General features: G+C 72.9%; 19 protein-coding genes. 6 read left to right on the top strand and 13 right to left on the bottom strand.

Annotation, left to right across the window (positions count from 1 at the left end; translation table 11 throughout):
- Window positions 1–24 precede the first annotated feature (24 nt).
- Both ACWF79_RS13295 and ACWF79_RS13300 read right to left on the bottom strand, forming a co-directional pair.
- The gene (locus ACWF79_RS13295) at window positions 25–990 is read right to left on the bottom strand and encodes an NAD-dependent epimerase/dehydratase family protein (RefSeq protein ID WP_453728195.1); all 966 of its coding nucleotides are present in this window, start codon (window positions 988–990) and stop codon (window positions 25–27) included.
- Window positions 991–1,226: 236 nt separating this feature from the next.
- Window positions 1,227–2,738 (bottom strand): aminotransferase class I/II-fold pyridoxal phosphate-dependent enzyme, encoded by a 1,512-nt coding sequence (locus ACWF79_RS13300; protein WP_453728196.1) that lies wholly within the window; start codon window positions 2,736–2,738, stop codon window positions 1,227–1,229.
- Between the two features lie 318 nt (window positions 2,739–3,056).
- Between ACWF79_RS13300 and ACWF79_RS13305 the strand changes: the two genes are divergently transcribed.
- Window positions 3,057–4,496, top strand: a complete 1,440-nt coding sequence (locus tag ACWF79_RS13305; protein ID WP_453728197.1) for a Rieske 2Fe-2S domain-containing protein — start codon at window positions 3,057–3,059, stop codon at window positions 4,494–4,496.
- A gap of 52 nt (window positions 4,497–4,548) precedes the next feature.
- Window positions 4,549–5,520, top strand: a complete 972-nt coding sequence (locus ACWF79_RS13310; RefSeq protein WP_453728198.1) for a hypothetical protein — start codon at window positions 4,549–4,551, stop codon at window positions 5,518–5,520.
- Between the two features lie 58 nt (window positions 5,521–5,578).
- Here the strand turns inward: ACWF79_RS13310 and ACWF79_RS13315 are convergent, their stop codons facing one another.
- The 6 genes from ACWF79_RS13315 to ACWF79_RS13340 all read right to left on the bottom strand — a co-directional run bounded on the left by ACWF79_RS13315 (window position 5,579) and on the right by ACWF79_RS13340 (window position 11,074).
- Window positions 5,579–6,154 carry a hypothetical protein gene (locus ACWF79_RS13315; protein ID WP_453728199.1) on the bottom strand — a complete coding sequence of 192 codons (576 nt, stop codon included), beginning with the start codon at window positions 6,152–6,154 and terminating at the stop codon, window positions 5,579–5,581.
- Window positions 6,151–7,329 (bottom strand): ROK family glucokinase, encoded by a 1,179-nt coding sequence (locus ACWF79_RS13320; RefSeq protein ID WP_453728200.1) that lies wholly within the window; start codon window positions 7,327–7,329, stop codon window positions 6,151–6,153. Before ACWF79_RS13320 ends, ACWF79_RS13315 begins: the two co-directional genes overlap by 4 nt.
- Before the next feature lie 76 nt (window positions 7,330–7,405).
- The gene (locus ACWF79_RS13325) at window positions 7,406–8,200 is read right to left on the bottom strand and encodes an ATP-binding cassette domain-containing protein (protein ID WP_453728201.1); all 795 of its coding nucleotides are present in this window, start codon (window positions 8,198–8,200) and stop codon (window positions 7,406–7,408) included.
- Window positions 8,197–9,252 carry an ABC transporter permease gene (locus ACWF79_RS13330; protein WP_453728202.1) on the bottom strand — a complete coding sequence of 352 codons (1,056 nt, stop codon included), beginning with the start codon at window positions 9,250–9,252 and terminating at the stop codon, window positions 8,197–8,199. The genes ACWF79_RS13325 and ACWF79_RS13330 overlap by 4 nt, the downstream gene beginning before the upstream one ends.
- Window positions 9,249–10,268 (bottom strand): sugar ABC transporter substrate-binding protein, encoded by a 1,020-nt coding sequence (locus ACWF79_RS13335; protein WP_453728203.1) that lies wholly within the window; start codon window positions 10,266–10,268, stop codon window positions 9,249–9,251. The genes ACWF79_RS13330 and ACWF79_RS13335 overlap by 4 nt, the downstream gene beginning before the upstream one ends.
- 86 nt (window positions 10,269–10,354) lie before the next feature.
- Window positions 10,355–11,074 carry a GntR family transcriptional regulator gene (locus tag ACWF79_RS13340; protein WP_453728253.1) on the bottom strand — a complete coding sequence of 240 codons (720 nt, stop codon included), beginning with the start codon at window positions 11,072–11,074 and terminating at the stop codon, window positions 10,355–10,357.
- A 150-nt stretch (window positions 11,075–11,224) separates the two neighbouring features.
- On the opposite strand from ACWF79_RS13340, the gene ACWF79_RS13345 reads away from it, so the two are divergent.
- Both ACWF79_RS13345 and ACWF79_RS13350 read left to right on the top strand, forming a co-directional pair.
- Entirely contained in the window at window positions 11,225–12,250 is a 1,026-nt protein-coding gene (locus ACWF79_RS13345; protein WP_453728204.1) for a Gfo/Idh/MocA family protein, read from the top strand.
- A 24-nt stretch (window positions 12,251–12,274) separates the two neighbouring features.
- A complete protein-coding gene (locus ACWF79_RS13350) occupies window positions 12,275–12,742 on the top strand; it encodes a DUF4383 domain-containing protein (RefSeq protein ID WP_453728205.1) in 468 nt (155 codons plus the stop codon).
- A gap of 38 nt (window positions 12,743–12,780) precedes the next feature.
- Here the strand turns inward: ACWF79_RS13350 and ACWF79_RS13355 are convergent, their stop codons facing one another.
- The 3 genes from ACWF79_RS13355 to ACWF79_RS13365 are packed head-to-tail and all read right to left on the bottom strand — an operon-like array spanning window position 12,781 to window position 15,865.
- Entirely contained in the window at window positions 12,781–13,959 is a 1,179-nt protein-coding gene (locus ACWF79_RS13355) for a cytochrome P450 family protein (protein WP_453728206.1), read from the bottom strand.
- A 20-nt stretch (window positions 13,960–13,979) separates the two neighbouring features.
- A complete protein-coding gene (locus ACWF79_RS13360; RefSeq protein ID WP_453728207.1) occupies window positions 13,980–14,648 on the bottom strand; it encodes a response regulator in 669 nt (222 codons plus the stop codon).
- A complete protein-coding gene (locus ACWF79_RS13365) occupies window positions 14,645–15,865 on the bottom strand; it encodes a sensor histidine kinase (protein ID WP_453728208.1) in 1,221 nt (406 codons plus the stop codon). The genes ACWF79_RS13360 and ACWF79_RS13365 overlap by 4 nt, the downstream gene beginning before the upstream one ends.
- A gap of 146 nt (window positions 15,866–16,011) precedes the next feature.
- On the opposite strand from ACWF79_RS13365, the gene ACWF79_RS13370 reads away from it, so the two are divergent.
- A complete protein-coding gene (locus ACWF79_RS13370; RefSeq protein WP_453728209.1) occupies window positions 16,012–16,230 on the top strand; it encodes a hypothetical protein in 219 nt (72 codons plus the stop codon).
- An 11-nt stretch (window positions 16,231–16,241) separates the two neighbouring features.
- Here the strand turns inward: ACWF79_RS13370 and ACWF79_RS13375 are convergent, their stop codons facing one another.
- Both ACWF79_RS13375 and ACWF79_RS13380 read right to left on the bottom strand, forming a co-directional pair.
- Window positions 16,242–17,168 carry a DMT family transporter gene (locus ACWF79_RS13375; RefSeq protein ID WP_453728210.1) on the bottom strand — a complete coding sequence of 309 codons (927 nt, stop codon included), beginning with the start codon at window positions 17,166–17,168 and terminating at the stop codon, window positions 16,242–16,244.
- A gap of 101 nt (window positions 17,169–17,269) precedes the next feature.
- A complete protein-coding gene (locus tag ACWF79_RS13380) occupies window positions 17,270–17,881 on the bottom strand; it encodes a dihydrofolate reductase family protein (RefSeq protein WP_453728211.1) in 612 nt (203 codons plus the stop codon).
- A 205-nt stretch (window positions 17,882–18,086) separates the two neighbouring features.
- On the opposite strand from ACWF79_RS13380, the gene ACWF79_RS13385 reads away from it, so the two are divergent.
- On the top strand, window positions 18,087–18,845 hold the full coding sequence (locus ACWF79_RS13385) for an SDR family NAD(P)-dependent oxidoreductase (RefSeq protein WP_453728212.1): 759 nt from the start codon (window positions 18,087–18,089) through the stop codon (window positions 18,843–18,845).
- Window positions 18,846–18,946 lie beyond the last annotated feature (101 nt).

An 18,946-nucleotide genomic window follows, 5' to 3' on the forward strand; every position in this document is an offset into this window, starting at 1 on the left:
CCGGGGGAGCCTGACGGGACGGGATCAGGCGTCGTCGGGATGGGCGCGGAACCAGCTGATGGTCCGGCCGAGACCTTCCTCGGCTCCCACCAGGGGCTCCCACTGGAGCTTGTCCCTGGCCAGGGTGATGTCGGGACAGCGGACGGCGGGATCGTCCGTGGGGCGTTCGACGAACCGGATCCGCGAGTCCGAACCGGTGAGCCGGACGATCCAACGGGCCAGGTCCAGCATGCTGATCTCGTCCGGGTTGCCCAGGTTGACCGGGCCGCGCATGCCGTGCGCGGCGACCGCGAGCACGCCGCGGACGGTGTCGTCCACGTAGCAGAGCGAACGGGTCTGGAGGCCGTCCCCGGTGACCGTCACGTCCTCGCCCGCCAGTGCCTGGCGCACGAAGGTGGGGACGGCGCGGCCGTCGTAGCCGCGCATCCGGGGCCCGTAGGTGTTGAAGAGCCGTACGATCGCGGCGTCGGTGCCCCGCGTCGCGGCCTCCGCGGTGGTCAGCGCCTCGCCGAAGCGCTTGGCCTCGTCGTACACGCTGCGCGGCCCGACCGGGTTGACGTTCCCCCAGTACCGTTCGCTCTGCGGATGCTCCTGGGGGTCGCCGTACACCTCGGAGGTGGACGCGAGCACGAACCGGGCTCCGGCCTCCCGCGCCAGCGCCAGGGCGTTGCGCGTGCCCAGGCTCCCGGTGTCGAGGGTGTGCAGCGGAAGCCGCAGATAGTCCGCCGGGGAGGCCGGCGAGGCGAAGTGCAGGACCAGATCGGGTGGTCGGGAGACGTGGAAGGGCTCCGCGACGTCGGCCTCGACCACCTCGAAGCCCGGCCGGTCGAGCAGGGCGGCGACGTTCGCGCGCCGACCGGTACTGAAGTCGTCGACGCAGGTGACGGCCGCTCCCGCGTCGAGCAGGGCGGTGCACAGGTGGGAACCCACGAAACCTGCTCCACCGGTGACGACGGCGTGCTCCCAGCGGGGAGCCAGGGAGTGCTCCATGATGATCTCCACGGCGACCTGAGGGGATTGCTTCGGCCGTTCGGTACGCCGGCCCGCTCGGGGGCCGGACCTGCGGCCGCCCGAGCGCTCGGGCGGGAATCTCCCGATTCCCGCCGGAGGGGAATCTCGCGACTCGCCTCCTGGGCAGCGGCGCCGGTCGGTGACGCGGCTCCACCAAGCTTCCGTCCCTCAGGTCGTTTTCGCCACAGGAGCCGAGCGAGGGGGTGGTTGAGCGGTCAACCGGGTACGTGGACGCGTACCGACTTCAGTTCGGTGTCGGCGGCATCCGGTACGACCATCCCCGCCGCCCTGCCCGTGCGCAGGTACTCCAGCAGCGGGCCGGTCAGCCGCTCCCCCGGCAGGGCCGCCGGAATGCCCGGCGGGTAGGGGGTGAGCATCTCGGCGGCGATCCGCCCCTCCGCCTCGTCGAGGGGGACCTGCTCGGTGGCGCCGAAGTAGGCGTCCCGCGGCAGCATCTCCTGCTCCAGCCGCAGCTCTTGGGGCGAGGGCACGTGGACACGGGGACCCGTCGTCGGCTGCCCGGTGCCGCCGTCCCGGGCGCGCCTGCCGTTGCCGGAGGGGTTCTCGGCGAGGGCGGCGAGACCGGCCAGCAGGGCGCCGGTGGTCGTCTCGTCGTCCGCGTGCGTCAACTGGGCGCTGACCCGCCGGTGATCGGCGAGGTGCAGATCGATGCGGTGCTCCTCCCGCAGCCGGTCGGCCGCGTCGTAGCCCTGGATGCCCAGGGCCGACACGTCGATGACCACGGGCAGCGGGTCGAGCTCAGCGGCCCGCCCGGGGACCACGTACTCGGGGCCGTCGACATGGAGTCCGGGCATGGTCTCGATCTGGGCGCGCACCCGGCCCGCGAGGTCCAGGGCGTGTTGGAGCAACTCCTCGCCGTGCTGCACCATGTGGCGTCGCCAGGCGTCGAGGGCCGCGTAGACGAGGACGGAAGGACTCGTGGTTCCGAGGAGGTCCTCGCGGGACCTCAGGACGGCGGGATCGACGAGATCGCCGCGGAGGTGGAAGACGGAGCCCTGTTCGAGTCCCGCGCCCATCTTGTGCACCGAGGTGACGCACACATCCGCGCCGGCGTCCATCGCCCAGGTCGGCAGATCCGGGTGGAAGGGCAGGTGCGCGCCCCACGCCTCGTCGACGATCAGCGGGCGACCGCGCCGGTGGCAGACCTCGGCGAGGGCGCGCAGATCCGCGCAACTTCCGTACGGCGTCGGGCTGGTGACCAGGGCGCCCTTGGCGTCCGGATGGCGCTCGAACGCTTCCTCGAACGCCTGCGCGGACGGCGGGTGGGCCAGGTGCCGGTCGGGGTCCCAGTTCGGCTCGACCCACACCGGGCGCACCCCGGAGAGGATCAGCCCGGAGACCACCGACTTGTGGGCGTCCCGTCCGACCAGCAGCTCCTCGTGGGGTCCGGCCACCGCGAGCATGGCGCTCTTGACGGAGAGGGAGCTTCCGCAGGTCGAGAAGAACGTGTGGTCCGCGCCGACGGCGTCCGCCATCAGCCGCTGGGCCCGCTCCACGACGCGGCCGGAGCTGGTCCGGTCGTCGAGGCCGGCGGTGGCGAGCACGTCCGAGAGGTAGACCCCCGGGCCCAGCACGGCACGGGCGCGGGCGTCGGCTCCGCGGCCCTGTTTGTGGCCCGGCGGGGTGAAGCCGATACGGCCCGCGCGGCCGTACTCCTCCAGGGCCTCCAGGACGGGCGCGCGGGCGTGGTCGTGGGCTTTGCTCATACGAACCTCCGAGAAGATCCCCCCATTTCGTCTCAGGTCCGGCTGCCCTCTCGAAGGCAAGCCATGCTTCCCGTGGCCCCGGGGCCACGCGGGGCTGGGACTCCCGGGCTGGGGCCACGCGGGGCGGGGACCTCTCGGGCCAAGGCGCCTCGGCCCGCGCGCGTCTTCGGGTCCCAGGCTTCTGCCGCCGCGTCGTTTCCCGCGGAGCCCACGGGTTACACGCCCGCCATGGACACCCATGGAACACGCAGCCGTACCCTCGCAGCCGCCCGCTCGGCGCTGCCTTCGAGCAGAGGCCCCGGCCGGGTCCTGGGGGTGATGGAACGCATCGAGAACTCGCCCAGGGCCGACCGCGTCGTCGACGCCGTGCGCCGGGCCGTTCAAGGCCTGCCGCTCGGGCCGGCCCGGGACGCCCTGCACGGACGGTGGCTCGGCCACCCGCTCCACCCGCTCCTCGTCCAGGTGCCGATCGGTGCCTGGGTCTCGGCCGCCGTGCTCGACCTGCTGCCCGGCCAGCGCCGCGCCGCCCACGTCCTGGTCGGCACCGGCCTCGCGGGGGCCATACCGGGAGCGGTGGCGGGCTGGACCGACTGGGCCGAGCTGCGCCGCCCGCAGCTACGGGTGGGGCTCGTGCACGCGGCGGCCAACATCACCGGCGTGGCCTGCTACGCGGCCTCCTTCGCGGCCCGGTCCCGCGGCCGGCACTGGCGCGGGAAGGTCTGGGGGTACTGCGGCCTGACGGCGATCGGCGTCGGCGGGGCGATCGGCGGCCATCTGGCGTACCGGCAGGCCGCGGGGGCGAACCACGCCGAGGAGGTCACCGCCCTGGTCGACCCGGGCTGGCACGACCTCGGCGAGGTCGCGGCCCTGCCCGAGGGCGGGCCCTGGCAGGGCCGGATCGGCGAGGTTCCGGTCGTGATCGTCCGCATGGCCGACGACGACGTCCGCGTCCTGGCCGCCCGGTGCAGCCACATGGGCGGGCCGCTCGCCGAGGGCACGATCGTCGACGGCTGCGTCCGCTGCCCCTGGCACGGCAGCACCTTCCGGCTCACGGACGGCTGGAACGTGACCGGTCCCGCCACCGCGCCACAGCCCGCGTTCGAGACCCGCGTCGTGGAGGGCCGCCTCGAAGCGCGCCTGCGCACCCGTATCCGTACGCAGGAACGCCAGGTGTCCGGGTCGGCCGCCTCCGGAGCGACGGGAAGCGCGGCGGACGCCGAGGACGACATCGTGGAACAGCTGCTCCAGCAGCACGACCGCATCCGGCAGCTCTTCGCCGAGACCCTCGACGCGGACGGCGAGGCCAAGCGTCGGCGCTTCGACGAGCTGCGGGGCCTGCTCGCCGTCCACGAGGCCGCCGAGGAGATGGTCCTGCGGCCCGTGGCCAGGCGCGTCGCGGGCAAGGACGAGGCGGCGGCCCGCAACGCGGAGGAGTCCCGGGCCAACGAGGCGCTGGCCGAACTGGAGGGGCTCGACGTGCACAGCGAGGAGTTCGACGCCCGCCTCACCGCCTTCCAGCAGGCGGTGGAGGACCACGCCCGGCACGAGGAGCACGAGGAACTCCCCGCGATCCGCGCCCGCTGCGACATCGAGGACCGCCGGTCCATGGGGCGTCGCCTGCGCATGGCCGAACGCCTGGCCCCCACGCACCCCCACCCCACGACGGCCGGCTCGACCGCCGCGCAGTGGACGATCGGTCCCTTCACGGCCCTGATGGACCGCGCGCGGGACGCCTTCCGCGGCTCGGACGGCTCATGAGCGGGCGTACCACCCGCCGACCGTCGCACCACTTCCCCGAGAGGAGTCGTCCATGGTCACGCCAGTGACGGTGGCCCGCGCGCAGGGACTGTTCAACGTGGCCGGCGGCCTGTGGCCCCTGGTGTCGCTGCGTACCTTCGAACGCGTCTACGGCCCCAAGACGGACGACTGGCTCCAGAAGACCTCCGGGGGTCTCCTGGTGGTCTCGGGAGTGAGCATGCTGCGGGCGGCGCGGACCCCCGAAGGGCTGCGGCACGCGCGACGCACGGGCGTCGGGACGGCAGCGACCCTCCTCGCCGTCGACCTGGCGTACGTGCCGCCCGGCCGGATCAGCCCCGCGTACCTGATGGACGCGGCCAAGGAGATCGCCTGGCTCACCGCCTGGGCGCGGGCGGGCCGGCTCGGGCGGTACGACCACGGGACCGGGCGCCGGCGGGCCTTGTGGCGCCGGACGCTCGCGGTCGCGCTCCCCTTCAGGGGCCTTCGCGCCGTCCTCCGCCGGGTCCGGCACTCCCGGGCCCAGGACGCGCCTGACGCCCCCGACCCGCGGCTGCTCGACACCTACCTCAACGACCACCTCACCGGAGCCACGACGGGTGTCGCCCTGACGCGGCGCATGGCCCGGGCCCATCGCGGCCGTCCGCTCGGGCCTCAGCTGGAGACGCTCGCGGAGGAGGTGCGGCAGGACCGGCGTACCCTGCGCCGGACCATGTCCACGCTCGGCGTCCCGCGGCGCCGGAGCCGGGCGGCGCTGGGACGCGTGCTGGAGAGGGCGGGGCGGCTGAAGCTGAACGGCCGGCTCTTCACCCGCTCGCCGCTGAGCGATGTCGTCGAGCTGGAGGCGATGCGGCTGGGCGTCGAGGGCAAGGAGGCGTGCTGGCGCTCGCTGCGCACGCTGGCCCGTACGGACTCCCGGCTGGACCCGGCCCGCCTGGACGCCCTGATCCGCCGCGCCCGGCGTCAGGCCAGGGCCCTGGAGGCCATGCGCACCAGCTGCGTCGCGCAGACCCTGGCGACGCGCTGAGCGGGCCTGCCTCAGGCCGGTCCCCGATTCGCCGCCGGGTGTCGCGCGCGGCGGCCGGTCAGGGTGTCGTCGTGGAGACCACGTAGACCGTGGGTGACGCCGGATCGGTGAGGTCGACGGTGATGTCCTGCGACGGGCGGGGCTTGGAGCGGGTGACCGTGGTGGAGGACCAGTCGCGGTCCGCCGGGAACGTCCAGCCGACGATGTCCGCGTCGCGGTCGCTCACCGTGACCGAGCCGGGGGCCAGCCCGGTGCGGCTGGAGCCGACCTCCTTCAGGAAGGTGTCGAGGCGGCCCGCGCTCGTCGTGAACTGGACGTACAGACGGCTGGTCTTCCAGTTGCTGGTCTCGTAGTAGGCGACCTCCGAGCTGCCCGGGGGGATCGGGACCTCGAAGATGCGGCGCTTCATCAGCGAGGGCCAGTTGTCGCTCAGGCCCGTGGCCGAGGACTCGCGCTCCTTGTCGCGGCCGCTGTCGCGGCTCTGCCCGGCGGAGATCACCAGATACCCGGCGGGGATGCCGACGAGCAGCACGATGATGATCGCCGTCAGCCACCGGCGGCGGATCATGTGCCGCCGGTCTTCCGGCAGCTTGGTCTCCTGCTCGGGCGAGAGGGTCGGGGAGGGGAGCGTCATGAAGGCGGGTCCTGGGTGGTACGGGAGGAGGAGCGGGCGTCCGTGGTGCCACGGAGGACCTGGGCGTACCGCTCGTAGCGTTCGTAGCGTTCGAGACGGCGGCGGTTGGCGCGGCGGAAGCGGCGGGCGACGAGCCGGGCGAGGTCGGCGGCGCCGACCATGCCGGCCTCCGGGCCGAGCTGCGCCTTGGCGATCCTGGCCTCGGGGCGGTAGCCGCGGCCGGTGAGATGGCGCCGGAAGGCGTCCCGGGCCGGGCCGATCAGCAGGTCGTCGGCGGCGCTGACACCTCCGCCGATGACGAAGCACGAGGGGTCGAGGGCGGCCGCGAGGTTGGCGATGCCGACGCCGAGCCACTGTCCGATGTCCTGGAAGAGCTCGACGCACATGGCGTCGCCCTCGCGCGCCAGCTCCGTGATGAGCGGGCCGGTGATGTCCGGGACGTGGCCCTTGACCCGCTCGATGATGTTGTACGCGACCGGGGAGTCGGCGGCCGCCAGCTCCCTGGCCTCGCGGACCAGGGCGTTGCCGGAGCTGTACTGCTCCCAGCAGCCCCGGTTGCCGCAGGGGCAGCGGTGGCCGCCGGGGACGACCTGCATATGGCCGAACTCGCCGGCCACCCCGTACTTGCCGCGCTTGACCCGCCCGTCCTCCAGGATCGCGCCACCGATGCCCGTGCCGAGCGTGATCATGACGAGGTGGTCCTCGCCGCGCCCGGCGCCGAAGCGCCACTCGGCCCAGGCGGCGGTGTTGGCGTCGTTGTCGACCATGACGGGGACGGCGAGCCGGGACTGGAGGGCGTCGCGCAGCGGCTCGTTGCGCCAGGCGAGGTGCGGGGCGAAGAGGACGCTGGCGCGGTCGGCGTCGACCCAGCCGGCCGCCCCGATGCCGACGGCGTGCACGTCGTGCCGGTCGGAGAGGTCCAGGACCAGTTCGACGATGGTGTCCTCGACGACCTTGGCGCTCTTGGACTTGTCCGGCGTCTCGGTGCGGACCTTCTCCAGGATCGTGCCGTCCGCGTCGACGACCCCGGCCATGACCTTCGTACCGCCGATGTCGATGCCGACGGTGGGCACCCGGGGCGCGGTCAGGTGGGAGCGCCGTTCCCGGGTGCCGACGGTCCGCAGCACCGTGGCGCGTGCGGCGCCTCCGGGGGTGAGGTCGCGGTAGGTACTCATCGACTCGATTCTGCCAGGTGCGGTGTCGGGGGGCCGTGACGACGGATCGCGGGGCGGCCACGAAGGAAGGGTGCCGTCACGCGGGGTTCGGGCGCTCCAGTTCGTGCCGCAGGTCCTCCAGCTCGCTGCCGCCCGCCATCTGCCGGGTCAACTCGTCCAGGGTGACGGAGTCCTTGGTGTGGCCGGCGGCCATGACGCCGCGCTTGAGCAGCACGAACCGGTCGCCGACGAGATAGGCGTGGTGCGGGTTGTGGGTGATGAGGACCACGCCGAGGCCCTGGTCACGGGCGGCGGCCACATATTTCAGGACCACCCCGGACTGCTTGACGCCGAGCGCGGCGGTCGGCTCGTCCAGGACCAGGACCTTGGCACCGAAGTGGACCGCCCGGGCGATGGCCACGCACTGGCGCTCGCCGCCGGAGAGCGTGCCGATGGGCTGGTCGACGTCGCGCAGGTCGATGCCCATGCGCAGCAGCTCGGTACGGGTCGTCTCGCGCATCAGCTCCACGTCGAGGCGCTTGAAGGGTCCGACGCCCTTGGTCGGCTCGGAGCCGAGGAAGAAGTTCCGCCAGACCGGCATGAGCGGGACGACGGCCAGGTCCTGGTAGACGGTGGCGATGCCGCGGTCCAGCGCCTCGCGCGGGTTGGCCAGAGAGACGTCCTCGCCCTCGATGCGGAAGGCGCCGGCGTCGTGTCGGTGCAGGCCCGCGACGATCTTGATGAGGGTGGACTTGCCGGCGCCGTTGTCGCCGAGGACACAGGTGATCTCGCCCGCGTGGACCTCCAGGGAGACCCCTTCGAGGGCGCGGATGTTGCCGTAGAACTTGCTGACGTCGTCCAGCTCGACGAGAGGGGTGGCTTCCGTGGTCATTTCGTCGCCTCCACGCGCCTGCGGATCCAGGCGTTCAGCAGGGTCGCCAGCAGGAGCATCGCTCCGAGGAAGAACTTGAACCAGTCCGGGTTCCACTCCGCGTACACGATGCCCTTGCTGGTCATGCCGAAGATGAACGCGCCGACCGCCGAGCCGATGGCGGAGCCGTAGCCGCCGGTGATCAGGCAGCCGCCGATGACGGCGGCGATGATGAAGATCAGTTCGTTGCCGACGCCCTCCCCCGACTGGACGACGTCGAAGGAGAAGAGCAGGTGCTGGCCGGAGATCCAGGCGCAGAACGCCACCCCCATGTAGAGGCCGATCTTCGTGCGGAGGACCGGCACGCCGACCGCGCGGGCCGCGTCGGCGTTGCCGCCGACGGCGAAGATCCAGTTGCCGAAGCGGGTGCGCAGCAGGATCCAGGTGGCGAGCGCGACCAGGACGATCCACCACAGGATGGTGACCTTGAGATCGACGCCGCCGAGGGTCAGCTGCGAGGCGAACAGCTTCTTCGCGGAGGGGAAGCCCTCCATGTCGGCGATCGACTTCGTGGAGACCGTGCCGCTGATCAACTTGGTGAGGCCGAGGTTGAGACCGGTCAGCATCAGGAAGGTGCCGAGGGTGATGATGAAGCTCGGCAGCTTGGTTCGGGTCAGCATGACGCCGTTGAAGACGCCGACGGCGAGGGTGACGAGCAGCGAGACGCCGACGCCGACCCAGACGTTCGCGGTCATCTGGTAGCTGAACATCGACGAGATCAGCGCCGAGGTCGTGACCAGCACGCCGGCCGACAGGTCGAACTCGCCGCCGATCATCAGCAGCGCGACGGGCACCGCCATGATGCCGAGGGTGGAGGCCGCGTAGAGGACGGTGCCCAGGCTGGAGGCCTTCAGGAAGCTGTCGGCGACGATCGCGAAGAAGACGAAGACCGCGGCCGCGCCGACGACCGAGCCGAGCTCGGGCCTGGCAAGCAGCTTCTTCAGCGGGGAGGTCCGCAGCAGCCGCTCGTCGACATGGTCCAGGCCGTTCCCCGTGGGCGCGCTCGCGCTCATCGGGTGCCCCGCTCCGTGTAGCCCTTCAGCGCGGTGGCGTCGTCCTTGGTGATGATCTGCGGGCCGGTCAGGACCGGCTTGCCGCCACCGAGGACGTCGGCGTTGTACTTGTACAGCCAGAGCAGGTCGACGGCCTCGTAGCCCTGGAGGTAGGGCTGCTGGTCCACGGCGAAGCCGAGGGTGCCCGCGGAGAGGCCGGAGGCGACCTTGGCGTTGAGGTCGAAGGTGTCGACCTCGGCCTGGGAGCCCGCGGCCTTCTTCGCCTGGACGGCGGCGTCGGCGAAGGGCGCGCCGAGGGTGACGACGGCGTCGATGGCCGGGTCCGCCTGGAGCTTGGCCTCGATGGAGGCCTGGACGTCGGGCATGTTGGTGCCGTCGACGTACAGGTTCGCCATCTCGCCGTCGAAGGTCTTCTTCGCTCCGGCGCAGCGCTGCTCGTGGCCGACGTTGCCCTGCTCGTGCAGGACGCACAGGGCCTTCTTCTTCCCGCGTTCGTCCAGCTCGTCTCCGACGGCCTCGCCCGCGACGGTCTCGTCCTGGCCGATGTGGGTGAGCGCCCCGAAGGCCTTGGACTGCTCGGAGCCGGAGTTCACGGTGATCACCGGGATGCCGGCCTTGACCGCCTTCTCGACGGCCGCTTTCATCGCGTCGGGCTTGGCGAGCGTGACGACGAGTCCGTCGACGCCCTTCGCGATGTACGAGTCGATGAGCTGGGCCTGTGCCTGCGCCTCGTCGCTGTGGGCGTAGAGGAAGTTGATGTTGTCCTTGACGGCGGCCTGCTCGGCGCCGTTCTGGACGATGTCCCAGAAGGTGTCGCCGTCGCCGGAGTGGGTCACCATGGCGAAGGTCCACCGGGGGGTGTTCACGGCGGCCTTCCCCTGGGCCGCGGCCGCCTTGCGGGCGTCCTCCGCACGCTTCCCGCCGGTGCTGCTGCACCCCGCGAGTGCGGCGGTGAGCGCCACCGCGAGCACGGCGCCGACTGCGGCGCGTACCCCTCCTGTCCGAAGCCTGGTCACGAGGCCGTGCCCTCCTTTGTGTCCTTCTGCGTGCATTGCAGTATCGGTCATGGGGGTCGCGCGGACTTCAGTGGGTCGTCAGTGGCTCACGGGCGGACCAGGAGCTGGAACTCGAAGGCGTACCGGGAGGCCCGGTAGAGGTGGGAGCCGTACTCGACGGCCCGGCCCGTGTCGTCGAAGGTGGTGCGTTCCATCGTGAGCAGCGGTGCCCCCTCGTTCTCGGCGAGCAGTTCGGCCTCGGCGGCCGTGGCGGCCCGGGCGCCGACGGTCTGGCGGGCGCTGTGCAGAGTGATACCGGCGCCGCGCATCATGCGGTAGAGCCCGGTCGTCTCCAGTCGGCCGGCGTCCAGGTCGAGCAGCCCGGCCGGCAGGTGGTTGCGCAGGTACGCCATGGGCTCGTCGTGCGCGGTACGGAGCCGCTCCACGTACCGGACGTCGCTTCCCTCCGGTACGCCGAGGGCGGCCGCGACCGGGGCGGTGGCGGGTTCGACGCGGTCGACGAGGACCCGGGTGGCGGGGCGCTGGCCGGCCGCCTCCAGGTCGTCGTAGAGGCTGCTGAGCGCCAGCGGGCGCCGGACCTGGCTGTGCACGACCTGCGTGCCGACGCCGCGCCTGCGGACCAGGAGGCCCTTGTCGACCAGGGACTGGATGGCCTGCCGGACGGTGGGGCGGGAGAGGCCCAGGCGGGTGGCGAGGTCGATCTCGTTGCCGAGCAGGCTGCCGGGGGCCAGGGACCCGTTCTCGATGGCCGCTTCCAGCTGCCGGGCGAGCTGGTAGTAGAGCGGGACCGGGCTGGTGCGGTCCACGGAGAGGGGTGGCGGCTCGGACGAGGGCTGCTTGGACTGCGGGGACACGGACGGGAGCGTAGCCCGAGGAGATGATGACAGGAAGTGGTGAAGTCCGATTGTCCTGACAAATCCTTGACAGGGTCCCGGTCCGGCACCACCTTGGGGGCCATGCGTATCGGACTGATCGGAACGGGTCGTATCGGCGCCTTCCACGCGGGCGCGCTCGCCCGCCATCCGGAGGTGACCGCCCTGGTCGTGGCGGACGCGGACGCCGACCGGGCGGCGCGGGTGGGCGGGGCGCTCGGCGCGGAGGTGGCGCCGACCGTCGACGCGCTCCTGGACCACCACGCCCTGGACGCCGTCGTCATCGCCTCCGCCACCGCCGCCCACGCCGAGCTGATCGCCCGCGTGGCGGGCGCCGGGCTGCCGGCCTTCTGCGAGAAGCCCATCGCCCTGGACGTGCCGGGCACGCTCGGCGCGCTGCGGGCGGTGGAGTCGGCGGGGACGGAGCTGCAGCTCGGGTTCATGCGCCGCTTCGACGCCGGGTACGCGGCGGCCCGTGAGGCGGTGCGCTCCGGGCGGCTCGGCCGGCTGCACACCGTACGGGCGGCGACCTCGGACCCGGCCCCGCCACCCGCCGCGTACCTGCCGCTCTCCGGGGGCCTTTTCCGGGACTGCCTGGTGCACGACTTCGACATACTGCGCTGGGTGACCGGCCGGGAGGTCGTCTCGGTGTACGCGACCGGTTCGAACGCGGGCCCGGCGATGTTCCGGGAGACGGGCGACGTGGACACGGCGGCGGCGGTGCTCACCCTGGACGACGGCACGCTGGCGACGGCGACGGCGACGCGGTGCAACGGCGCCGGGTACGACGTACGGATGGAGCTGGCGGGCGAGCGGGATCAGATCGCCGTCGGCCTGGACGACCGGACCCCGCTCACCTCGGTGGAGCTGTCGGGCCCGGCGGCCCCGGTCAAGCCGTGGGCGGGGTTCCTGGAGCGGTTCGCTCCGGCGTACGAGGCCGAACTGGACGCGTTCGTACGGCTGGTACGGGGCGAGGCGCCGAACGCCTGCGACGGCCGGGAGGCCCTGGAGGCGCTCCGGATCGCCGAGGCGTGCGAGCGCTCGCGGTGCGAGCGGCGCCCGGTCGCCCTGGACGAGATTTCCTCGACAGCTGCCCGAGCGGGCGGCTGACCCGCCGCGGAACGGGTAGACGCGGTGCTGACCGACGTGCGCGTCGAGGAGGCGATCGTCATGGCCAGGACCCGCGCCATGGTGCAGCTGGTGGCCCTGCTGGTGGGAGTGGTCTTCCTGGTGGTCGGGGTCCTCGGGTTCATCCCGGGGGTCACGACGAACCACGACGCTCTCGAGTTCGCGGAGCACTCGGAGGCCGAGCTCTTCGGTGTGTTCCAGGTGTCGATCCTGCACAACCTCGTGCACCTGCTGTTCGGGGTCGCCGGACTCGTCATGGCCCGCACCGCCCCCGGCGCCCGGGCGTTCCTGATCGGCGGCGGCGTCATCTATCTCGCCCTGTGGGTCTACGGACTGGTCATCGACCTCGACGGCGAGGACAACGTCATCCCGCTCAACGACGCCGACAACTGGCTCCACCTCGGCCTCGGCGCCGGCATGGTGATCCTCGGCGTGCTGCTCGGTCCCCGCAGGCGGCGAGTGGCCCGGCACTGACCGCGCCGGACCACCTCGGGCGCCGACCCCTCAGAGGGTCACCACCGGACGGGAAGGCGGCGCACGCCGCGGATGAGCAGGCCGGGCATCCACTCCCACGGAGCGGCGTCAGGGTCGAGTTCCAGCCGCGGGAAGCGCTCCAGGAGTGTCCGGATCGCGATGGCGCCCTCCAGGCGGGCGAGCGGCGCACCGAGGCAGTAGTGCAGGCCGTGCCCGAAGGCGAGGTGCCCGCGCGGCTCGCGGCGGATGTCGAAGCGGTCCGGTTCGGGGAAGCGGGTCGCGTCACGGCCGGCCGCGGCGAAGGAGACGAAGACGGGCGCGAGGGCGGGGATGGGCGTGCCCCCGATGGTGGTCGCCTCCTTGGCGATCCGGAAGGTGCTGGTCTCCACCGGGCCGTCGTAGCGCAGCCCTTCCTCGATCGTTCCGTCCAGAAGGCCGAAGTCGGCCCGCAGGTCGGCGAGCTGGTCCGGGTGGGCGAAGAGGGCCCGCATGGTGTTGGAGATCAGGTTGACGGTCGTCTCGTGCCCGGCGATGAGCAACAGGTAGGCCATCGCCCGCAGTTCGGGCAGCGAGAGCCGGTCGCCGTCCTCGGCGCGGGTCGCGATCAGCGCGGACAGCAGGTCGTCCGCGGGACCCGCGGCCCGCTTGTCCTCGATGAGCGCGTCGAGGTAGGCGCCGAACCCCTCGACGACCTCCCGCTCGGGCGTGCCGCCGGTCGGCGCGACCAGTTCGTTCGACCAGACGCGGAAGGTGTCGCGGTCGGCCGCCGGCACGCCGAGGAGCTCGCAGATGACGGTGATGGGCAGCGGGAAGGCGAAGGCGTCCACGAGGTCGGCGCGGCCGGCCGGTGCCATCGCGTCGGCCAGCTCGTCGGCGATCTCCTGGACGCGGGGGCGCAGGGCCTCCACCCGCCGGGCGGTGAACTCCCGTGCGACGAGCTTGCGCAGCCGGGTGTGGTCCGGCGGATCGACGGCGAGCAGGTTGGGGCCGATGACCTCCTCGTCGACCGGCGTGAAGCCGATGACGGAGGGCGACTTGACCAGGCGGGGGTCGGTGAGGGCGGCCCGCCCCTCCTCATGGCCGACGACGAGCCAGAACTCCCAGCCGTCGGGCATCCGTACGTGGTGGACGGGGCCGCTCTCGCGCAGCTTGGCGTAGTAGGGATACGGGTTCGCGGTGAAGTCCGCGCCGTACTCCCCCAGATCGATGACGGACATTCACCCACCCTAGATCGTGCCTAGGAGCCGTCCTCGTCCAGGAGGCCCGCGTCATGGACCAGGAGGGCGATCTGGACACGGTTGTTGAGGCCGAGTTTGGCCAGAATGCGCGAGACGTGGGTCTTGACCGTCGGCACGCTCAGATAGAGGGCGGCGGCGATCTCGGCGTTGGACTGGCCGCGGCCGACGGCGATCGCGACCTCGCGTTCCCGTTCGGCGAGTTCGGCGAGGCGGCCGCCCGCGGTGGCGCGCCGCGGCTGCTCCTGGTGGCCGGCGACGTGCGTCATCAGCTGGCGGGTGATGGCCGGGGAGAGGACGGGGTCGCCGGACGCGACCCGGCGCACGGAGGCGACGATCTCGGCCGGCGGGGTGTCCTTGAGGACGAAACCGGCGGCTCCGGCCCGCAGTGCGCGCAGGACCTGTTCGTCGGCGTGGAAGGTGGTGAGGACGACGACCTGGGGCGCGTCGGGGCGGGCGCGCAGCCGTTCGGTGGCGGTCAGGCCGTCGACGTACGGCATCCGGATGTCCATGAGGACCACGTCGGGGGCGAGTCGGGCGACGAGGTCGGGGACGTCCCGGCCGTCGGTGCCCTCGCCGACGATGTCGATGTCGTCGGCGCCGCCGAGCATGAGGGTGAGTCCCGCGCGGACCAGGGGGTCGTCGTCGACGATGAGCAGCCGGATGGTCATGGGGGCCACGGTAGCCAGGCGTGGACCGTGAAGCCGCCGTCGGGGGCCGGTCCGTGGTCGAGGCGCCCGCCGGCGAGGGTGGCGCGCTCGGTGAGCCCGATGAGGCCTTGGCCGGATCCGGGGACGTGCGGGACCTCGCCGGTGGGGGCGGGGTTGTGGATGTCGACGGTCAGTCCCTCACCGGGGCGGCCGCGCACGGTGACCGTGACGTCGGTGCCCGGGGCGTGCTTGCGGGCGTTGGTGAGCCCCTCCTGCGCGATCCGGTAGACGGTACGGCCGGTGGCGGCGGGGACGGCGGCCGGGTCGTCGACGGTGGTGTCCAGGACGACCTTCGCCCCGGCGGCGCGGGACTCGGCGACGAGTTCGTCGAGGGTGGCCAGGGTCGGCTGGGGCCGGTCGCCCTCGCCGCCCTCGCCGGGCGCGCGCAGGACCCCGATGATCTCGCGGAGGTCCTGGAGCGCCTCGTGGGCGCTGTCGCGGATGACGCCGGCGGCCCGGGCGACCTGCTCGGGCGGGGCGTCGGGGCGGAACTCCAGGGCTCCGGCGTGGACGCTGAGCAGGGTGAGGCGGTGGGCGAGGACGTCGTGCATCTCGCGGGCGATGGCCTCCCGGGCGAGGCGCTGGGCCTGCTGGGCGCGGAGCTCGGCCTCGGCCTCGGCGCGCCGGGCCCGTTCGCGCAGGGCCTCGACGAGCTGGCGCCGGGAGCGTACGAGCATCCCCCAGGCGGTCATGAGCAGGATGAGGATCAGGCCGATGGCGATCCCGAGGGGCGCTCCGGTGGCGGGGTCGGGGCGTACGAAGACCTGGGCGACGGAGCAGACGGCGGCCAGCGCGCTGATCCAGGCGATCTCGCGGACGGGCTTGCGGACGGCGACGCTGAACAGGCTCACCAGGAAGGCGCCCCCGGCGACGGGCGCGACGACGCTGACGAGGGAGAGCGCCACGACGAGGCCGACGGGCCATCGGCGGCGGAGCCAGAGGGCGCAGCAGGCGGCGGCGCCGACGACCTGGTCGGCGAAGGCGACGGCCTCGCTGTTGTACTGGTCGACGGCCTCGGCGGCGAGGAGGCCGACGAAGACGGCGCAGAGGAAGAGCGCGGTGTCGACGACCCAGTCCCGTACGGTCCGCCGGGGTCTGCGGCGACCGGACGCGCCGGCGGCCGCGGGGTCGGCCAGGGCCGAGGGCAGCAGCCAGGCGTAGGGGTCGGGGCGTGTCATACCCACCAACGTACGCACGTCAGGGGTGTGCGGCCGGTCCTGGGCCGCCGGAAGCGACCAAAGTCGCGCCGGTGGCGACTTCGGTAGCACGCGGGAGGGCCTCGTGGCCGACGCGGGGCCCGGGCGCCGCGCGTCAGGATCGGCCCATGAAGAAGTTCGTGGAGTTCGTGGGTGGTGTGGTGCTGATCGGCGGCCTCGCGGGGGTCCTGCGCGAGCTGACCGGCTGGTTCCCGTTCATGGGGTTCACCCGGGCCCTGACGGAGAACGTCTGGTTCCTTCAGGACAAGGCGCTGTTCGCGAACATCGTGATCGCGGTGCTCGGATTCGTGATCGTGATGATCGCGGACACCAGCCGGCGGACGTGAGGCTCGAGAACCTACCGGGCGCCCCCGTCGGCGGTGCGGCGCCCCCAACTCGTCCCCGTGAGGAGCAGGATGGCGCCCGCGACGCCCAGTACACCGGGACGGTCGCCGGCCAGGGCGATGCCGGCCGCGGCGGCCCACAGGGGTTCCGTGCCGAGCAGCAGGCTGACGCGGGACGGGGAGGTGCGGCGGACGGCCCACATCTGCACGAAGAAGGCGAAGAGCGTGCAGAAGACGGAGAGGAAGAGCAGTCCGGCCCATTCGCGCGGGCCGAAGTCGAGCGCCACCGACCAGGGCGACGCGCCGGTGCCGGGGAGGGCGGCGAGCACGGCGAAGACGGCGACGGCCGAGCCGAGTTGGACGGTGGTGAGAGAGAGCGAGTCGGCGGCCTGGACGGCCTTGATCCGGGCCATGGCGAGGACGTGGACGGTACGGGCGAGGGCGGCGAGCAGCATCAGCAGGTCACCGAGGGAGGGGGCGGTGAAGCCTCCGCCCTGGGTCAGCAGCACCACACCGGCCACCGAGAGCCCGGCGGCGGCGAGGAAGGCGCGGGGCGGCCAGGCCCTGGTCAGGGCGGCCTCGGCGAGCGGGGTCAGGATCATCGTCAGGCTGATGATCAGGCCCGCGTTGGTGGCGGAGGTGTGGACGACGCCGTACGTCTCCAGGAGGAAGATCCCGCCGAGGATCAGGCCGAGGAGGCCCGCGCCCCGCCACTGCGCCGCGGTCAGCGCCCGCAGCCCGCGCCATCCGGCGACGGCGAGCGCGGGCAGGACGACGGCGAAGCGCAGGACCAGGACGGCGACGACGGTGTGCGTGGTGGTGATGCCCTTGGCGGCGAGATAGCTGGCGCCCCAGACGACGGCGACGAGGAGCACCGGGAGGTCGGTGAGCCAGGCGCGGCGCGGGGCGCGAAGGGGTACGGAGGCGGCGATCGTGGACATCGTGGGCCTGCTCCAACACGTCGGACGAGGTGGAGACTTCGGCGGCTCGCACGCGGACGATCACCGTACCGGGACAGGCCCGTGGTGGCTACACCTTTCGCCTAGCCGTAGCTCCCGTACTCCGGGCGGCCCGCGAGCTCGTACGTGTGGATGGAGACGCCCGTGCTCGTGGTCCTGGACTCGACGGTGCGGAAGGCGGTGGGCTGGGCGCCGTCGGTGAAGAGCCGGAAGCCCGTGCCGAGGACGACGGGGAAGACCAGCAGGTGGAGCGTGTCGATGAGCCCGGCCGCCAGCAGGGACTGCGCGAGCCTGCCGCTGCCGTGCATCTGGATCTCGCCGTCGACCCGGTTCTTCAGAGCGGTGACGTCCATGACGGCGCCGCCGCCGAGGATCGTGGTGCCGGCCCAGTCGGCCGAGTCGAGGGTGGTCGAGACGACGTACTTGGGAAGGGCGTTGAGCTGGGAGGCGACCGGGTCGTCGGGGTCGGTCTGCTTCGGCCAGTAGCCGGCGAAGATCTCGTACGTCTGGCGGCCGAGCAGGAAGGCGGCGGGCCGCGTGAAGACCTCGTTGATGAACGTGCCGAAGTCGTCGTCCCCGTACGGGACGGACCAGCCGCCGTGCTCGAAGCCGCCCCTGCGGTCCTCGTCGGGCCCGCCGGGGGCCTGGTAGACGCCGTCGAGCGTCACGAACTGGGTGAGGGAGAGCTTGCCCATCGCGGTGTCCCTTCCGGGTGTGTGCCGGGTGCGGTGCCCCCGGTCCATCGTGTCTCAGAAGCTCTGACCGCACCGCTCGGCGAAAGTCATCGGTCCCCAAACCGGCGCGCCGATCACGGTGTCCGATTGCCGCCAGCTTCCGGAGCCCCACCCGACTTTCATTGAACCCGCAACGACCTAGGGGTACTTCTCACGGAGGTTCGGGATGTCCATGACGAACGAGACGCACGGCATGAACGGCAAGGCGGTCCTGGTGACGGGCGGCAGCCGGGGGATCGGCGCGGCCACGGCTCTGCGGCTGGCTCAGGAGGGCGCGGACGTGGCGTTCACGTACGTCGCCGGCGAGGAGCGGGCGCGGGAGGTCGCCGCGCGGATCGAGGCCACGGGGCGCAAGGCCCTCGCCCTGCGGGCCGACGCGTCGGACGCCGGCGACGCGGCCGGCGCGGTGGAGTGGGCGGCCGACGCGCTCGGCCGGCTCGACGTGCTCGTCAACAACGCCGGGGTCGGGGTGATCGCCCCGCTGGACTCGCTGGCCCTCTCCGACGTGGACCGGGTCATCGCTGTGAACGTACGGGCGGCCTTCCTCGCCGCCCAGGCGGCGGCCGGGCGGATGGAGCGCGGCGGGCGGATCGTCACGATCGGCACCTGCATGACGGCTCGCGTCCCGGGCCCCGGCGGCACGCTCTACGCGACGAGCAAGTCGGCCCTCGTCGGCCTCACCAAGTCCCTCGCACGGGAACTGGGCGCTCGCGGCATCACGGCGAACATCGTCCACCCCGGTCCGATCGACACCGACATGAACCCGGCGGACGGCCCGTACGCGCGGAGCCAGGCGGAGATGACCGCGCTGGGCCGCTTCGGCACGGCGGACGAGGTCGCCGCGATGGTGGCGTTCCTGGCGGGCCCGGACGCGCGGTACGTGACCGGCGCGGAGTTCTCCGTGGACGGCGGCCACGCGGCGTAGCGCGGGACGGGGGGCGGGGGGGGGCCCCCGGGGGGTGGGGGGGGGGGGCCCCCGCCGGGCCGGCGGGGGGTGGTGTAGCCCCCCGGTGCGGGGGGGGCGCG

This window comes from Streptomyces sp. NPDC054975, from assembly GCF_053609105.1.

Bases quoted from the DNA above. Each gene is read 5' to 3' on its own strand.
- ACWF79_RS13305 (WP_453728197.1), top strand. From the start codon at position 3,057: ATGGAACGCATCGAGAACTCGCCCAGGGCCGACCGCGTCGTCGACGCC.
- ACWF79_RS13310 (WP_453728198.1), top strand. From the start codon at position 4,549: ATGGTCACGCCAGTGACGGTGGCCCGCGCGCAGGGACTGTTCAACGTG.
- ACWF79_RS13295 (WP_453728195.1), bottom strand. From the start codon at position 990: ATGGAGCACTCCCTGGCTCCCCGCTGGGAGCACGCCGTCGTCACCGGT.
- ACWF79_RS13375 (WP_453728210.1), bottom strand. From the start codon at position 17,168: ATGTCCACGATCGCCGCCTCCGTACCCCTTCGCGCCCCGCGCCGCGCC.
- ACWF79_RS13355 (WP_453728206.1), bottom strand. From the start codon at position 13,959: ATGTCCGTCATCGATCTGGGGGAGTACGGCGCGGACTTCACCGCGAAC.
- ACWF79_RS13365 (WP_453728208.1), bottom strand. From the start codon at position 15,865: ATGACACGCCCCGACCCCTACGCCTGGCTGCTGCCCTCGGCCCTGGCC.
- ACWF79_RS13315 (WP_453728199.1), bottom strand. From the start codon at position 6,154: ATGACGCTCCCCTCCCCGACCCTCTCGCCCGAGCAGGAGACCAAGCTG.
- ACWF79_RS13300 (WP_453728196.1), bottom strand. From the start codon at position 2,738: ATGAGCAAAGCCCACGACCACGCCCGCGCGCCCGTCCTGGAGGCCCTG.
- ACWF79_RS13385 (WP_453728212.1), top strand. From the start codon at position 18,087: ATGTCCATGACGAACGAGACGCACGGCATGAACGGCAAGGCGGTCCTG.
- ACWF79_RS13345 (WP_453728204.1), top strand. From the start codon at position 11,225: ATGCGTATCGGACTGATCGGAACGGGTCGTATCGGCGCCTTCCACGCG.
- ACWF79_RS13370 (WP_453728209.1), top strand. From the start codon at position 16,012: ATGAAGAAGTTCGTGGAGTTCGTGGGTGGTGTGGTGCTGATCGGCGGC.
- ACWF79_RS13320 (WP_453728200.1), bottom strand. From the start codon at position 7,329: ATGAGTACCTACCGCGACCTCACCCCCGGAGGCGCCGCACGCGCCACG.
- ACWF79_RS13330 (WP_453728202.1), bottom strand. From the start codon at position 9,252: ATGAGCGCGAGCGCGCCCACGGGGAACGGCCTGGACCATGTCGACGAG.
- ACWF79_RS13360 (WP_453728207.1), bottom strand. From the start codon at position 14,648: ATGACCATCCGGCTGCTCATCGTCGACGACGACCCCCTGGTCCGCGCG.
- ACWF79_RS13380 (WP_453728211.1), bottom strand. From the start codon at position 17,881: ATGGGCAAGCTCTCCCTCACCCAGTTCGTGACGCTCGACGGCGTCTAC.
- ACWF79_RS13325 (WP_453728201.1), bottom strand. From the start codon at position 8,200: ATGACCACGGAAGCCACCCCTCTCGTCGAGCTGGACGACGTCAGCAAG.